This is a genomic window from uncultured Alloprevotella sp. (assembly GCF_963536905.1).
Taxonomy (GTDB): Bacteria; Bacteroidota; Bacteroidia; order Bacteroidales; family Bacteroidaceae; genus Alloprevotella.
In genome coordinates this window covers 44,531-60,767 of sequence record NZ_CAUTBW010000003.1, presented here as the reverse complement: position 1 = coordinate 60,767, position 16,237 = coordinate 44,531, and the positions used below count along the sequence as shown (strand labels likewise).

At 48.5% G+C, this 16,237-nt stretch carries 9 protein-coding genes; 4 read left to right on the top strand and 5 right to left on the bottom strand.

Annotation, left to right across the window (positions count from 1 at the left end; translation table 11 throughout):
• Window positions 1-70: 70 nt before the first annotated feature.
• Window positions 71-3,922, bottom strand: coding sequence for a TIM-barrel domain-containing protein (locus ABLA33_RS00950; RefSeq protein ID WP_347718887.1), 3,852 nt, complete (start codon window positions 3,920-3,922; stop codon window positions 71-73).
• Window positions 3,923-4,626: 704 nt separating this feature from the next.
• Here ABLA33_RS00950 and ABLA33_RS00945 point away from each other — a divergent pair.
• Complete coding sequence (locus ABLA33_RS00945) at window positions 4,627-5,112, top strand: ArgR family transcriptional regulator (RefSeq protein WP_347718886.1); 486 nt, start codon at window positions 4,627-4,629, stop codon at window positions 5,110-5,112.
• Between the two features lie 78 nt (window positions 5,113-5,190).
• Here the strand turns inward: ABLA33_RS00945 and ABLA33_RS00940 are convergent, their stop codons facing one another.
• Window positions 5,191-5,817, bottom strand: coding sequence for a TetR/AcrR family transcriptional regulator (locus ABLA33_RS00940; protein ID WP_347718885.1), 627 nt, complete (start codon window positions 5,815-5,817; stop codon window positions 5,191-5,193).
• A 223-nt stretch (window positions 5,818-6,040) separates the two neighbouring features.
• Between ABLA33_RS00940 and ABLA33_RS00935 the strand changes: the two genes are divergently transcribed.
• The 3 genes from ABLA33_RS00935 (at window position 6,041) to ABLA33_RS00925 (ending at window position 9,763) form a co-directional block, all read left to right on the top strand.
• A complete protein-coding gene (locus tag ABLA33_RS00935; RefSeq protein WP_347718884.1) occupies window positions 6,041-8,344 on the top strand; it encodes an NADP-dependent malic enzyme in 2,304 nt (767 codons plus the stop codon).
• Window positions 8,345-8,490: 146 nt separating this feature from the next.
• Window positions 8,491-8,997 carry a calycin-like domain-containing protein gene (locus ABLA33_RS00930; protein WP_347718883.1) on the top strand — a complete coding sequence of 169 codons (507 nt, stop codon included), beginning with the start codon at window positions 8,491-8,493 and terminating at the stop codon, window positions 8,995-8,997.
• A gap of 100 nt (window positions 8,998-9,097) precedes the next feature.
• Window positions 9,098-9,763, top strand: coding sequence for a hypothetical protein (locus ABLA33_RS00925; protein WP_347718882.1), 666 nt, complete (start codon window positions 9,098-9,100; stop codon window positions 9,761-9,763).
• A gap of 133 nt (window positions 9,764-9,896) precedes the next feature.
• On the opposite strand, the gene ABLA33_RS00920 is transcribed toward ABLA33_RS00925, so the two are convergent.
• The 3 genes from ABLA33_RS00920 to ABLA33_RS00910 all read right to left on the bottom strand — a co-directional run bounded on the left by ABLA33_RS00920 (window position 9,897) and on the right by ABLA33_RS00910 (window position 16,062).
• Window positions 9,897-10,421, bottom strand: coding sequence for a flavin reductase (locus tag ABLA33_RS00920; protein ID WP_347718881.1), 525 nt, complete (start codon window positions 10,419-10,421; stop codon window positions 9,897-9,899).
• Window positions 10,422-10,485: 64 nt separating this feature from the next.
• A complete protein-coding gene (locus ABLA33_RS00915) occupies window positions 10,486-11,877 on the bottom strand; it encodes a threonine/serine exporter family protein (RefSeq protein WP_347718880.1) in 1,392 nt (463 codons plus the stop codon).
• A 174-nt stretch (window positions 11,878-12,051) separates the two neighbouring features.
• On the bottom strand, window positions 12,052-16,062 hold the full coding sequence (locus tag ABLA33_RS00910) for a glycoside hydrolase family 2 TIM barrel-domain containing protein (protein ID WP_347718879.1): 4,011 nt from the start codon (window positions 16,060-16,062) through the stop codon (window positions 12,052-12,054).
• Window positions 16,063-16,237 lie beyond the last annotated feature (175 nt).

Below are 16,237 nucleotides of genomic sequence, written 5' to 3'. Positions count from 1 at the left end.
GCCCAAAAAGAAACAGCCACCAGTCGATAAAAAACTGGTGGCTGTTGGGAAGTATTCAGTCTTTTGTGATTCAGAAAGCGTTGCAAGTGCCCAAGCTACGATCTACAAGAAGACCGTCCTTAGCTTTAAGGTTGAATTTGCCTGCTTTCTTAGCTTTGAGCTTGATGACGAAAAGCTTACCATCTTCCAGCAAGAAATTGTTACCGCGGTTCACAAAACAGGGGAAGAGCTCCTTCTGACCGTTAGTATGTAAACGGTCGTAAGTGAGGTTCACCATGTCTTTCATATTGAGAAGTTCGATGCCTTGGTATTCAAATTCACTCGTGCTATAAGGCAGAGCGAAGCTCAAACCATTGACACATTTCAGATCCTTACCGCTCACAGTGATACGAACCTCATCGCCAGCAGCGAAGCTGTTCTTGTCTGCTGTCAGGAGCAGTTTTCCGCTCACCTTGTCGCTCGCGCGTTGTGCCGCACCTCCGTCAAGCTGAGTTGTCACGATGGAGATGTCGTAGGCGTCAATAAGGCCATTCTTATTGATGTCGCCACTGCTCACATAATCGAAGTCAGCATCACCGCGGCGAAGGCCTGTGTAGTTCATGTAACTTGTCAAGTCGTTCTCGTCAATACGTTTGTCGTGGTTGATGTCGCCTTGCAAGATGCTTTCGCTACCTGGAACTTTGAACACATACATTTGGCGTCCGCTTGCGAAGTTGCCAGCGGCTTCCGTCACATTCAAGCGGATGTAGCGAGCCGAGGGATTGCCTTCGAAAGTAAAGGTCTTCGTTGCTCCATCGCGATTCCACGCAAAGTCAATAGGCTTCGACCACGTTTGGCGGTCTGTGGAGTAAGAGATTGTTCCCTTCGTCAGCGTACCGTTGCCGCCGTCTTCACGTGGGAGATACTCCAGTTTGTCAAGTTCATTCACAGAGCGGAGATCCAGTGTTAGCGTAAAAGGCACTGCCTCGCCTTTGCCCCACTTTGAGTGCCATGTTGAGCGTTGGTCGTAGTCGAAGAGTTTGTTAACTCCCATTCCGGGTTGGTTCTCACAAGTAGTTTGTCCCATGATATTCTTCACAGCGAACTGATAAGGATCAGCCTTTGTGCGAGCTTTCACTGCGCACCAAGGAGAGAAGCCATCCTTGTTGACAGCGCGCACCTTGAAACTGTAGTCAGTTTCGGGTTTCAAGCCGTCGAAAGTAAGTTCCTGGTCGGTAATTGTAGAATAGAGTTGGCCGTCATACTCTATTTCGTAGTAGTCTGCATTCTGCACCTTTTCCCAGGAAGGCGTGAGCGTGTACGTCTTTACGTTGTCGTCTGTAAACGTTACGTTGGGGACAGACAGCGGGCCAGAAGTTTTCAGCAGTGCACTGACGGGCGCAAATTCGTAACCTTTCACTTGTAGCTCTACTGTATTCTTCGTTACGTCAGTCTTACCAATCTTGACGAGCAACTGCGGGTTCTTCGTGATCTCTTTTTTCTCAAATTCACTACCTGCTGTGGCGAAACGATTCAGATTGGGGTACGGATTGAAGAAAAAGACATTCTGACCGTTCACATAAGCCAGCAAGCTGGTAACCTTAGTGAGTTTCACATTCTTACCACCCACTTTAGCCACCACCTTTTTGGGAGCACGCGTAGCATTGATGAAGAATTCCGTTTCCTTGTTAGCTTCAAAGCCTTTATAGTTGCCCACAGTTTTCTCCACCTTCACGTTGAGCTCATCTTTCTGCAAGTTGCTCATGATGTCGGTGTGCGTAGCGTCGCCCTTGAGATATGCCTGCGTCTCACCATCGTCGTCGTATTCCGTAAAGCAGTTTGCACCATCGGGATAAAGCTCGTAAGCGCGATAGTCCTTGCGAATTTCAGAAGGATTGTTGTTGGGGTTCGTCATCGGTATGATGGCGCCCGCTTTCACAAAGACGGGGAGTTTCCAAAGCGGCGCATTGTAGTTGTTGATAATGCGGCCACCAAAGAAAATCTGTCCGTCGTAATAGTCCACCCATTTGCCTTCGGGCAGGTATATACCGTTGCGTATATCGTTGCCCTCCTTGTCGGCTTTGGTGTCCTTATAGATAGGAGCTACTAAGAAACTCGGACCGTAGAGATATTCGTATTCCGTCTTCGTGCCGAGCGTGTAGTCGTTAGGATAGTCGAGGAAGAGCGCACGAATCATGGGTTTGCCGTAAACTGCCTCCTCTGCGATGCTGTAAGTATAGGGCATCAGCATTGATTTGAGCTTCAGATAAGAGCGGTTGATACTCGTAGCGGGTTCACCAAGCACCATCGGATATTTCGGGTTTGCGCCCCAACCGTCCATATTGAGCTCCATCGGTGTGAATGTCTTCCATTGGAATTCGCGTACATTCACCGGCACGTTCTTACCGCCAAAGATGCCGTCCACATCGCTTGTTATATTGGGCTGACCAGAAAGTCCCGAACCGATGAAGGTGGGGATGTGGAAGCGAATATATTCCCAGTCGCCGCCCGTTTGGTCGCCCGACCAGATTCCCGCGTAGCGCTGCGTACCTGCCCAACCATCGAGGCTGATGATAAAGGGGCGCGCATCGTGGCCGTACTTCGGCATGATTTCGCCTACATCGGCCACACCGTTGAGGCCGAAGCTGTAGCCGGCACCTACCCAAGCCACGTCGGTCTTTAAGACACGGACGCCTGCCACGCCTACTTCCTTTTTGATGTCGCGTTGTAGCAGAGCTTCAATACCGTCTTTCGGGTGGAGGTCACTTTGTGTCCACAAACCAATCTGTACGCCTTTCGAGCGCGCATAATCGCCAAAGCTTTTCAAGTTGGCAATGTTGCCATCCAGCGTGGCTGTTTGGCCATAGCCTGCTCCATAACCATCGTTAGGTAAGAACCATCCAAGCGGCATATCGTTTTTCAGATAGCGATCTATAGCGGCGCGAGCTGAAAACTGATAATTGTTTTTCTCACCATTGAGACTTTCTTTGATACCTCCGTTGTCCTTTTGGCTCTCGTTGTAGCGTTTGCCGTCCTCATAAGCCATGAAGCCGTTTTCATTCTCCGTCCAGTAGTCACGATTATAAGCGTTGAGATGACCTTCGTAGAAACCAAATTTTGGCAGTAGCACGGGATTTCCCGTCAGCTGGTAGAAATCGGAAAGCAAAGATGACGGTTCTTTATCTACCATGAGGAATACGTCGAGATAATTCTCCGAGTGGGAAAGCGTCACTTTCTTAGCATCTTCTGCTCCGAAATCGTAGCGACCAGGCTTGAAAGTATGCCACAAAAGGCCGTACCCCTTTGTTGACCAATAGAAAGGAGTGGGAGAAGCCACACCGCCATCCACCCAGTTGTTCGTGTTTTCGATGGCGATAGACTTTCCTCTGTGGGAGAAACGACCATTTTGCACGCCGCCACCATAGAAATATTCATTGGGTTGAGCAGCAAATGTGAGGGTGGTTTTTGCATCCGTGATATTGGCAGCTGCCAGCTCGCGCACCACTTCTGTTCCCTCACCGTTGAGCACGGAGAGAAGCCCTGAAGTAGCATTTAGGCGAAGTTGTACTTTCGGCGTAGCAATGATATAGTAGCCATTGTCTTTTGTCAAGTTGATATGCTCCACGCTCTTTCGCGGATTGTCCACGAGGATTTGTGCGGGCGGCTGTGCCTGCGGATTGCGCACCTTTCCGCCCTTGTTGTCCTGGAACAGACGGAAGATGTTCTCACCGTAGAAGTCAATGGTGAGCACCTGTCCGTTCTGATAGCGCACTTCAAAGGTGGTAGCGTTCAGTTGGTTCACTCCGCTGATTGCGCTAGCAGTCTGGCTGATAGTGACCATGGAGGACGGAACGAAGGCCATAGCCGGAACGCCGGCCACGAGCGGCAGAGCGAGCGCCAAAGCTGCGCAACGTCCTCGTCCTTTTGATGTGTAATGTTTCATCGGGTGTATAATTGTTATTTCGATTTTCCAAATTAGGCACAAATTTACAAAGAATATCCATTCAATACAAGGGGCGAGCCGCTTCCTCCCTTCGAGAGTGAGCGAGAGTTGAAGGATAAGGCCGCAAAACAAAGCTATTGCAGTGAGAGTTCTGCTGGATTATGAGCCGCATAAAGGCCATGATAGTTGTGCAGTACTTTGTCAAGAGAATTCGTATTCTGCGGCTCTGAGAATCTCTCGAAATCAAAACCGAAATAGAGCGGTGCACCTGCAAGTCTTGCTGAGTTGCCCGCCCAATAAGGCTATCCATGGATACAATAAGGATATTTTGAAACGCAATAAGGCTGTCAGCTGACATCCTTATTGTATCGGCCGACAGGATAAGGAAAAATACGAGCGTTTTAATGAAGAAAGAGGGCGTTTTTGTGTTGTTGAACATTAAAAAGTAGGTGTTTTTCCAAAACTTAAAGGTAAGAGTGATTTTTTTAATGCGCTTTTTCGCTTTCTCCCCACTTTTTGCACGCTATATTGAGATAGTGGTTTGTCAAGTAATAGGGCGGTTTTACTTGTGGGAGATAAGATGTAGTTATCGAGCTTTTCGGACGAATTAGACACGTGAAATTAAAGCGAGAATTGGGAAAAGCGGATATTGCCCAATTCTAATCTTTACTTTATCTTTGCTATCCGAAATTGTAATAAGAGAAATGGCAAAGAAAATAACGCGGTTGGAGGCTCTGAGGGTCATTCTTTCCAATAAAGTGGTGAGGTCGCAAGCTGACATACAACGCGAATTGGCGCGCGCAGGCTTTAAGGTTTCGCAACCTACGGTGTCGAGCGATTTGCAGAAGCTTCACGCCTTGCGGCAAAAGACTCCCGATGGCTACCAACTGATTCTTCCCAAAACAGAAGGTTACCGCCGACCGATACCTATTGAGGCTTTACCAGAATATTTACAGAACACGGGTGTTGTCGGCATCACTTTTTCGGGCACTTTAGCCGTTCTCCACACACGTCCGGGCTATGCGGCGGGGCTTGCTGCCGATATTGATAGCCATCATTTGCCTGAAGTGGCAGGTACGGTGGCGGGCTACGACACCTTGTTTGTGGCACAAGCTGAAGGTATCGAACGCCAGCAGCTCATTGACGCACTCTCCAGCGTGATTCCCGCACTCAAAGCTGTGCTCCTATAAATTTTGAGAAATAACAACAGCGTCGGTCAACACTCATGAGATATTGACCGACGCTGCTATATATCTTCAAAAAAATACTTATTCTTCTGATTTGTATTTGCCAACAAACTCGTTGAGCAACTCAATGCCTTTCTCGGTGGAAATACCGCGGAGATAAGCGATAGTGGAAGAAGAGAGAAGTTCAAAGAGAGGAACGGTTTTGTAAAGCCCTTTCTCCACCAAGGTGTCTATGATGGCCACGCCTACTTCATAGACCATTTCCGCATTGATCTCGGGGCGGAAAAGTCCCTGACTGATACCGCGATTGATAAACTCAAGAGCGTTGGCCTTGTTCTCCTTTCGATGGTGTAGCATATTCTCCCGCAACTTATCGTAGAGGGGGATTTCGTTGAGAAACTCTTTTGAAAATTTCTGGATTTCCATCATGCTGAGTTGGAGATCGCTGAGAATGATTTCTATGACGTTGTCAGTCTCCGCCATGATATGTTCAATTTGCTGTTGGTGCTCCGCCATCGCTTTTTGCTGGCACGCAAGAAGCAAGCTCTCTTTGGTATCGAAGAGTTGGTAGAGTGTGCGCTTAGATATATGGAGCTGATGCGATACATCGTCCATCGTAACGGCTCGGATACCGCGTTTGTGAAACAGTTCCTGCCCCGCAGCAATCACTCGCTCCCGCAGTAGCGTTTTATCATTTATCGCTTTCATTTCTATCCTAAAATTGTATGTTCCCAAATGTCTTATCCGCAAAGTTAAGATAAAAACTTCTGTCTTGGCTATAAGTTTTAGTCTTTCTTTACTTTTAGCAGCAAGAATTTATTCTAAAAAAAGAGGTTTCTTGCAGTACATCTGTTAGTCAGTGGGTGCTTTCTGATGAAAAAATGTATCTTTGCAAAATAGAGATACATTATAAAGAACAAACCAGATAAGTATGGTGAAAATTACTAAAGAAGCTGCCTTGCATTATCATGCAATGGGCAAGCCCGGCAAGATTGAGATTGTTCCCACGAAGCCTTATCGCACACAAACAGATCTCTCTCTGGCCTATTCACCCGGTGTGGCTGAGCCATGCCTTGAGATTCAGAAAAATCCGCACGACGTTTATCGCTATACCAACAAAGGTAACCTCGTTGCTGTGATCAGTAACGGCACGGCCGTTCTCGGCTTGGGCGACATCGGCGCTATGAGTGGCAAACCCGTGATGGAAGGAAAATCACTCCTCTTCAAAATCTACGCTGGCGTGGATGCTTTCGATATAGAAGTGGACGAGAAAGACCCCGAAAAGTTTATACAAGCGGTCAAAGCTATCGCCCCCACTTTTGGCGGTATCAACTTGGAAGATATCAAAGCACCTGAATGTTTCGAAATTGAACGCCGACTGAAGGAAGAACTCGATATTCCCGTGATGCACGATGACCAGCACGGCACGGCCATTATTTCAGCCGCCGGAATGCTAAATGCCGTGGATGTGGCGGGAAAGCGTATGGAGGATGTGAAAGTTGTGGTCAACGGCGCTGGTGCAGCCGCTATCAGTTGCTCCCGTCTCTATTGTGCTTTCGGTGTGCGTAAGGAAAACATTGTGATGCTTGATTCTAAAGGTGTGATAACGGCAGATCGCCCCAATCTCACCGAACAAAAGCGCGAATTTGCCACCACTCGCACAGACGTACATTCCTTGGCCGAAGCAATGGTTGGGGCTGATATTTTTGTAGGTCTTTCAAAAGGAAATATCGTATCGCAAGAGATGGTTCGCACAATGGCTAAAAATCCCATCATCTTTGCATTGGCTAATCCTGTGCCCGAGATTTCTTACGAAGAAGCCAAGGCGGCTCGTCCAGACGTGCTGATGTCGACGGGGCGCACGGACTATCCCAATCAGATCAATAATGTCATTGGTTTCCCCTATATTTTCCGCGGTGCGTTGGATGTGGCTGCTACGGCCATCAACGAAGAAATGAAAATGGCTGCGGCGCGCGCCATTGCCGAACTGGCTCGCCGCCCTGTGCCCGATATTGTGAATCGTGCCTATCATGTGCGCAACTTCACTTTTGGCCCTGACTATTTCATTCCGAAGCCCGTTGATCCGCGCCTCATCACGGAGGTGAGCATGGCGGTGGCAAAGGCCGCTATCGATAGTGGCGTGGCACGAAAGGACATCTCCGACTGGCGCGCTTATCGTCAGCACTTGCGCGAACTCATGGGGCAGGAAACTAAATTCACGCAGAATCTATATGCCGCGGCAAAGCTCCACCCGAAGCGCGTGGTTTATGCCGAGGGTACTCACCCTACTATGCTCCAGGCTGCAGTGCAGGCAAAGGAGGAGGGATTCTGCGAACCTATCCTTTTGGGTAACGAAATCAAGATTAAAGCCTTAGCGGCTGAATTGCATCTCGACTTGACGGGTTGCCAGCTGCTGAATCTTCGCGACGATTCGCAGATTGACCGCCGCCACCACTACGCCCGTCTGTTGGCCGAAAAGAAGCAGCGCGAGGGGTACACCTTGCAGGAAGCAATGGACAAGATGTATGAGCGAAACTACTTTGGCATGATGATGGTGGAAACTGGCGACGCAGACGCTTTCATTACTGGATTATACACCAAATATAGTAATACGATCAAGGTAGCAAAGGAAGTGATTGGCATACGGGAGGGCTACTCGCACTTTGGTACTATGCACCTGATTTCCTCTAAAAAAGGCATTTTCTTCATAGCCGACACGCTCATCAACCGCGACCCAGACGAGGAAACACTCTACGACCTCGCCAAGCTCTCGGCTTCAACGGTGCGCTTCTTCAACCGCACTCCGACTATAGCTATGTTGAGTTATTCCAACTTTGGTTCGGACAATGAAGGCAAACCTGCTGTCGTGCACGATGTAGTCAGTCGGATGCAACAAGAATTCCCCGACTTAGCAATAGATGGAGAGATGCAGGTGAACTTCGCCCTCGACCGCCAGCTTCGCGATGAGAAGTATCCCTTTACGCGCCTCAAAGGACAGGACGTGAACACACTTGTTTTCCCCACTCTCTCAGCGGCCAATTCGGCTTATAAGATGGTGAAAGCTATCAATATGGCCGATGATGGAGAAGTGATAGGCCCTATTCAGATGGGACTGAACAAACCAATCCATTTTACAGACTTCGAAAGCAGCGTGCGCGACATCGTCAATGTCACAGCCGTTGCAGTGCTCGATGCAACCGTACAGAGCAAACTCGGAGAGCATCCCGAATTGTAAACAGATTCTTCTTATATAATAAAAGGAGTAATCGCTCGGTTGATAACAGCCTGCGGTTGCTCCTTTTACTTTTACTCATAAATGAGGATTTTAGAAAAAATAAAAAAATCATATCTTTGCACTCGAAACCAATATTTTAAAATTTTATGAAACTAACTAAATTTTTCGCCATTCTCGGACTTGGTCTCTGCTTGATGGCTACGAGCTGCTCAAAAGATGAAGACAAAGCTCTCACGGCAGCAGATGTTTGCGGTACCTATTCAGGTGCATTCACCGTTTCTTTAGGTGGCACTCCTTATGCTACTGATAATACAGAAGTGAAAGTAGAAAAGGCTGGCGACAACCTGGTAAACATCACTTTTGCTGAACTCACTGGTAGCCCTGCAAGTCCTGGTCGTCCGGCTTCTAAGATGACAAATCTGAAGCTTACTAATGTCAAGTTGACGCTCAATGGTACTACTGCTTCTTTCGAGGCAGACCCCGTTGAAGGTGCTGGCATGATGAACGGCAAGAGTGCTGCCATTAATCACAGCAAAATCTCTGGTACGTTCGCCAATAAGAAGTTGAATCTCAACCTCGATTTCTCTTTCGGCCGTATGTACGAAATGATGAAAGCTCTTTTGAACGGTAAATACGAAGGTACGAAGAAGTAACCCTTCTCCTTATTCCATAAATGTTGCAGTCCGATGTAAGCAATGCTTGTCGGACTGCTTTTTTTATTACTTTTGCCGAAATTTCAAAACCGATAGATTTATGTTACACTCTTTACGCACGGCTCTTTTAGCAGCTCTTTTCTGTTTGGCAACATCCTCCTTCTCGCAAAGAGAGGCTGTTATCGGGACATCCCCTGACTACTCCAGTTATGCCACGCTAATCAGCCAACAGGACACCTCCCTTGTTTTTGTCACCGACCAGCGGGACACGATTTCGCTCACCATTCTGAAAAAGCCGTGGAAGATGATGAGCCGGATAGGCACATTGCGCCCTGGCGATCGTTATGCTATTGTTGTTCATCCCGATGGGCTGCCAGGTGTAGTTTTTTCTTATTTGAATATCACACAGCTACAGCAGCGTTGGATTTCGCTTACAGATGGGAATACATTAGATTTTTTACCTGGAGGAAGGTTACGCGGAAGTTCTTCGGTAGCTCTAAAAAATTATCGTATAGATGACTATTGGGGTACAATTTTCGTGAACTTCGATCACTTTTATCCCGCGGGTGATGGAACGTATAGGCGCACAGATGGAGAGGCCTTACTGGAAGTGAAAGAACTTACAGACACCACGCTCGATGTTGTTTTGAAACTGAGCGATTTATCCTATATAAAGCTGGACGATTGGCACATGAAATACCGATGCCAAACACCTGAGGAGCGACAAAACGAGCTGCTCAAACGCTATGGTGTAAGAAAGCAGTGATACAATAAGGGCGTCAGTTGACAGAATAAGGTTGTCAGTTGACGCCCTTATTCTGTCAGCTGACGCAATAAGGATATTGATGGGTAAAAAGAAGATAAAGATTGCTTTGCTTATCTCTCAGAATAGCATAAGCCTATAAAGCAGTATTGCCCTTATAGGCGGCTTCGATTTCTAAGAAATAAACATCGTGGAGACCGCCACCGGGCCGATCGTTATACCAACGCTCGAGTTGTTCTTTATCGAGGAATTTCTCAGGCTCAAAATGTCCTTTGTACATCTTACGACAAACAAGAGTCAGTCGGGCTTGCTCGAAAGTTACGGTATCATCGGCCAGCGCAAGTGGCTTCAGTCCAGTTGCTGCCACTTTGTCGAGATCACGCCCCGACTTACTCCCACAAACTTTATGAGCAGCACGCCCAGCCTCTCCCAAGAAAGCAAGAGTCAGGCGATTCTGTTGCTCCACAAAATCATGCGTATAACGCTCGGGACGGATAAAAACAATCGCCACGTGCTTTCCCCAGAGTTCGCCCAGAGCTCCCCAGCTCACTGTCATCATGTTAAAGTTATCCAGAGTACCCGCAGTGACGAGTCCCCACTCTTTGCCGATGAGTTCAAAAACGTTCTCTTTGCCTAACTCAGTAATATCAATTTGTTGCATAATCTTTCTTATAAATTAAAAGTTTCCAGCCACTCCCCAATGGGAGCGGCTGGTGCAGGGAATATTATAAATCTTCGAGATAAATGAAATCGCCACGATCCTTACGTTCCTCGATGAGTTTGTTAAACTTCATCCGTTTATTACGATTGATAAAGCGACGGGCAAATACGTTTGGAATCGCCACACCGAGGGCTATACAGAAAATCATCATTGAGGCCGACACACCGTTGACTACTGCTGCGCTCATTGTCTGGTTGAGAGTTTCGTGGTCAACAGGCACTTGGATAAACGAATAAAGGGCGCGGTACATCAGCACACCTGGAACCATTGGGATGACACTCGAAATCGTGATAACATGGTTGGGGGTGTGAAGCCAGTGTACTGCTTTCAGCGCTATCAGGCTCACCAGTGCAGAGCCAGCTAAGCTACCGATGACGCCACCTAAGCCCAACGAGAAAGAACAGCATTCGTCGGGACGCAGGCTTACGAAGTTGCGTGTACAAACTGCTATGATGGCTCCTAAAGCCGCCACCCAGAGCAGTCGCTTGGGAATATTGAAAATCATACTAAAGCCCATTCCAGATATGGCCGCTGCAAGAGCATATTCCCAATATTGGTGGTGTGGCACCATAGGGATACCCATAATGTCGGGCTTGAAACCAAAGGTTATCCCGCAGAACATGAGGGCGAAAGCTATTCCGAAAGCCATTCCAACCATCATCATGGCCGTATTAGTTGCTCTGATGAGCCCCACCTGGTGGTTGCCTTCCATCATATCGTCTACAAAGTTGATCAGCGGTACTCCCGGCACAATGAAGAGCGCACACGCCAAGAGCGGATGTAGGGGCGTGGTTGTCCAACCGGGCAAGAAGGTAGTGAGCCAAGCCGCGAACGTGGAAACGAATGCGGCAATGGCAATGGACATATATAGATTCACTCCAGCTTTGAGCAGATAGAATCGTGCACGAAAACCGAGATAAGCACAAATAGATGCTAAAAGAAATGCAATCCAGTCGCAGCCAAACTGTATGCAGAAGCCACCGCAGGCGAAAGCCGCACCAATAGCGGTGACGCGTGGACTATAGTTGCGAGGGCGTTCTTTAATTGTGTTCAACTCCTCTTCAAACTGGTCGATAGAATAATCCTCACGAACTGCACGGAACGTGAGTTTGCTGATAGCAGAAATAGCTGTAAAGTTGATGCCGTGCTTCTCGCAACGCTGAAACTTTGAGAAAGAATGTTCGGCATCGCTGAAATTCACCATCAGCATCTTGTAGTCGATGTAGATATGAAGATTCTCTTCGGGCAATCCAAAGAAAGCCGCAGTTCGCTTCATGTTGCGCTTGATGCGGTCTGTATTTGCTGAACTTTCAACGAGTAGTTGTCCTGTACGAAGCAGAAGATCGAGTTTCCTACGCAAGTCATGTACTGAAGAACAGTGAGTATTTGCTTCCATTTATAAGTTATTGATTTTTCGAGGTGCAAAATTACAAAATTATCGGCAGAAGGCAGTCACCAACACATGGCTTTCCCTTATCGGACAGTAGGAGGAAAACGAAAGAAGACTTATTGCAGTCACAGATGTGATACTGCAATAAGTCTTCTTTTCTATAATCTCAAGCAACGTGCCTTATTTGGCGGCACTCAAGCGCAACTTATAGTGCTGCATCTTTTGTGCTACACGATATTTCGGTAAAGTATCCACATCTGCACCACAGGAAGCATTGCCCACACCACGTGTGCAAGCATCGAGGTGCAGCACTACGGCAGGATAACGCTGGAGGTCTTCTTTGTGAAGTGCTTCCATTAGCTGCGCATCAGTATAGTTGAGCGCTGAGAAACTCACATCGCCTTCTGTTTCTACTCGAACGCCACGACCTTGCTTATCGGTCAGCGTGAGTTCGCGGAGCAATTCTCGCCCACCCATAGACTGTGGCTTCATGTAGCGTTCTCCACTGTTCTCCACCATGGTTGTATAGCGACCCATAAGGCTTCCATCGCGGCGATCGTTATAGTTCTCCCAAGGTCCAAGAGCGTAATAGTTCATGCGCTGGAAGGTGCTGTCGAGGTACACCACGATACCCGCGCGGCGAAGGTTTGGCGTCTTCGGCTGGAGGGTTACATCGACATCCACAACGCCTTCGGGATAGAGTGTGTACTTCAGCGTCTGACCGCAGAGAGAGCCGTCGCGCGACACGATAATTTGAGGCGTGCCTTGAGCAGATGTTTCGAGGCGCACCTCTGCCTTATCGGCCAGTCCGTCGGACGTATTGCCGAAGCGGTCGTTCTCAATCCATCGGTGATTATTGAAAAGGAAACTTCCATCAGCACCTACCACTTGCGTGCTGCCGAGCGTGAGCGAGCGAACAGCACCTGTCGTGCGATTGATTTCAATGGCCGATTGGCCGTTCTGATAGCGCACAACATTACCTGGGAGTTCCGTGGCCGTGGGTGCTGCCGATGAGTGGAGCGCAGGCAGAGAGCCGCGCGCAGTCAAGGCAAACTGCTGATGAGCCACCTCGTGATCCTTAGCGGCATAACGCGTGGCAGCAGCTTCAAGGAGATGAAGCTGAAGAAGAACCTCATCGCCAGCAGCAGTTGCAGCACGAAGTTTCACCTTCTTAATAGGAAGCACCAAAGTGAGACTATCGCCGGGGAGCACATTGGGCAGCTTCATCGTTTTCGTACTCACAACATGGCCGTTCTTCATCACGTCGTAGCGCAGAACAAAGTTGTTGAGACTTGTGAAGTCGTAGTTATTATAGAGGCGTACTGCCACCGTATTCTTATCCATATCCGTGCGCTGCTCTGCAAACTTTACATACTGGAAGGCAGCTTTCACTTCTTTGAGTTTCGCACTCTCTTGACGCGTAGCAGGCAGAATACCATTGCAACAGAAGTTGCCTTGATGAGGGCCTGGATAGTCGTAGCCCGTTGTGAGGCGGTAAATGCCTTTCTTCATTAGTTGCGGATTGTAGATCGCTTGATCCACCCAATCCCAAATGCAGCCGCCGATGGTGGAGTTACTGCTCTCGATGACATTCCAATACTCCGTCAGATTGCCGATAGCATTACCCATGGCGTGGGCATACTCGCAGATGAACATCGGCTTATCAAGGTTGCTCGTATTCTCGTGCATCCAAGCCATACCTGGGTACATCTTAGAATAGAAATCAGAGAAACGAGAGCCACCATAAGGCTTGCCCGCGCGCGTTCCCTCGTAATGGATGGGACGACTGTCGAGTTCGTGAACTTTCTCGTAGCATTCTTTGAAGTTTGCCCCGTTTCCGGCCTCATTACCAAGACTCCAGAAAATCACAGAAGGATGGTTGCGATCGCGACGAACCATTCGTTCTTCACGGTCCACAAAGGCGGGAATCCAACTGGGACGATCGGAAATGCTCTGGTTTGCGTGGTCTTCCAAATCAGCTTCTTCCATGACATACATACCGTAGTAGTCGCACAGGAAAGAGAGGCGCGGAGAGTTGGGATAATGGCTTGTGCGGAGCGTATTGACATTGTTTTGCTTCATCAATAAGATGTCGCGCTCCATCTCCGACAAAGTGACAGCTCGTCCATGAGCTGGCGATGTGTCGTGGCGGTTTACGCCTTTGAAGAACACTTTCTTTCCGTTGATATAAACTAGAGAGTTGGCAACGCGAATATCGCGGAAACCGTATTTTGTACTGAAAGCCATCTCTTCGCGGTCGCCATCGAATTGCTGAATACGCACAGTGTAGAGGTTGGGGGTTTCAGCCGTCCACGCCACAAAGTGGGGCACGTGGATATTGAGGTTAGCATCCGTCACATTGCCCGGCGTGAGAGCCACTTCAACACTTTTCTCACCCACCAGCTTACCTGCTGGATCGTAGAGTTTAACCACCAAGCGGCGTGAACCTGAAACATTGTCGCGGTTATCGAGCGTCAGATTGACATTCAGCGCGGCGTCGGAGAAGTTCTCAAAGAATTTCGCCGTCAGAACGTGGTCGCGAATGGCAGCTTTGGGGACGTCGTAAACATATACGTCGCGGAAAATACCACTCATACGGAACATATCCTGACATTCGAGGTAGCTACCATCGCTCCAGCGGAAAACTTGCACGGCGAGGCGGTTGCGGCCGTCGGTGAGGTACTTGCTGACATCGAACTCAGTCACGTTGTTGCTTCCCTGCGTGTAGCCAACATATTGGCCGTTCACCCAAACGAAAGCAGCCGAGTAGATACCATCGAAGTGGAGGAATGTTCTGCGATTCTTATAGTCAGCTGGAGAGTCGAAGTAGGTTACGTAAGAACCCACGGGGTCTATCCCGTAGTTTTTACCGCCATCGTTGTAACCCGGACGGGCATTGATGAACGGCGGCGTATTGGAATGAGGGTATTCTACATTGCAATAAAGAGGTGTATCATATCCCTTCATCTCCCAATTAGAGGGAACAGAGATGGTGTCCCATGCAGCTTCGTCGAAACCATTTTTCCAGAAATCCATGGGGCGTTTGCTGGGCTCGGAAACAAGGTTAAACTTCCACACACCATTCAGCAAGCGGAAATGGCTGTTTCTTTGCGGATAGAGCCAAGGACTGTTGTAGAAAGCCTTGTCTGCCAGCATCTCCGCCTCTGTTGCGTAGGGGAAATAAGTAGCTACACCCCTTTCTTTATTGATGGCAAAGACGGTTTCGTCCTCCCATTCGTTTTGCTTGAACTTCGGCTTATCAGTCAGCTCAAAGCTAAACCACGCCTGCTGGTCTTTGGCATCGTATTTCACCAATTTGAGACGACCATTAATAAGGGCGTACATTGTGCCCTTACCTTTTGCGCCAGCAGAAATAAGGCGGTAAACATCTGTTTGCCCACTGACGGGTTCAAAGAAGAAGCGGGCGTTGCGCCATGTGCCGCGCTCGGCGGGCCACTGTAGCAAATAGTCGATAGCAGCATTATCGCCGCCATCGTCGAAGTTCTCGTCGTAGTAAGCATTCTGCACGGCATATTCGCCAAGTCCCGCCATCGCGATGTTCCAATACTGACCGCGATTGTTAGGATCAAGCTGTTCGCCAACGATGCGGGCATTGTTCTCGCCGCTGTTACCATTGCCAAGCACCACGTTTGCACCTGCTACGCTGCGAATACGGAAAGTTTGCGAATCGTCAAAACCTGCCACTTTAGATTTGCGGAGCGAGAACACCGTAATTCCTTCCGATGCTTTGCTTTCTGCATCCGTCAGGCAGAGTTGTCCCTTGCGTCCCGCCATCGCCTTTTTGCCCTGCTTGTTGGTGGGCAAAAGAGCAACGCCTTGTTTTGTATCGACGAGTTTCCAGAGTTGAGCCTCATCAGAACCATTGATTTCGGCAGCTTTCAGCAGGCCATCTTCATCGGAGCGAATGGCCAAATGCCGAAAAGGATTGACCAATCGGACACTACCACTCAATTCTTCCACTTGCCAATACTGCGAAGGATTGGCAGCATCGGCTTTTTGAACAACCACATTGCCGTGGTTGTCGACAGAAACTACATCGGTGCCATTCGCACCCACAAAGATTCCATAGAGTGCCCCTTTCTCGTAGCGCACTTGGGCTGTGAGCACATGGGCAAACAGCAAAAACGCCAGCACGAGTAGAGCTTTCAACGTTACATTTTTTCGATTCATAGGGATTGTAGAATTTTGCACAAAAATAAATATAAAACTTGGGATTTACAAACCACGCCGAAAAGGGAAAACCAAGAAGAGTGACTTCTCCATCGGCTTTAGCAATCCACCCTACCAATATGAAAGCTACTCACGTTCGTTGAAAACCTCGTCAGCAGTAGTCTATTGACGACCT

Coding starts and splice junctions, on each gene's coding strand:
- ABLA33_RS00950 (WP_347718887.1), bottom strand. CDS start 3,922: ATGAAACATTACACATCAAAAGGACGAGGACGTTGCGCAGCTTTGGCG.
- ABLA33_RS00945 (WP_347718886.1), top strand. CDS start 4,627: ATGGCAAAGAAAATAACGCGGTTGGAGGCTCTGAGGGTCATTCTTTCC.
- ABLA33_RS00940 (WP_347718885.1), bottom strand. CDS start 5,817: ATGAAAGCGATAAATGATAAAACGCTACTGCGGGAGCGAGTGATTGCT.
- ABLA33_RS00935 (WP_347718884.1), top strand. CDS start 6,041: ATGGTGAAAATTACTAAAGAAGCTGCCTTGCATTATCATGCAATGGGC.
- ABLA33_RS00930 (WP_347718883.1), top strand. CDS start 8,491: ATGAAACTAACTAAATTTTTCGCCATTCTCGGACTTGGTCTCTGCTTG.
- ABLA33_RS00925 (WP_347718882.1), top strand. CDS start 9,098: ATGTTACACTCTTTACGCACGGCTCTTTTAGCAGCTCTTTTCTGTTTG.
- ABLA33_RS00920 (WP_347718881.1), bottom strand. CDS start 10,421: ATGCAACAAATTGATATTACTGAGTTAGGCAAAGAGAACGTTTTTGAA.
- ABLA33_RS00915 (WP_347718880.1), bottom strand. CDS start 11,877: ATGGAAGCAAATACTCACTGTTCTTCAGTACATGACTTGCGTAGGAAA.
- ABLA33_RS00910 (WP_347718879.1), bottom strand. CDS start 16,062: ATGAATCGAAAAAATGTAACGTTGAAAGCTCTACTCGTGCTGGCGTTT.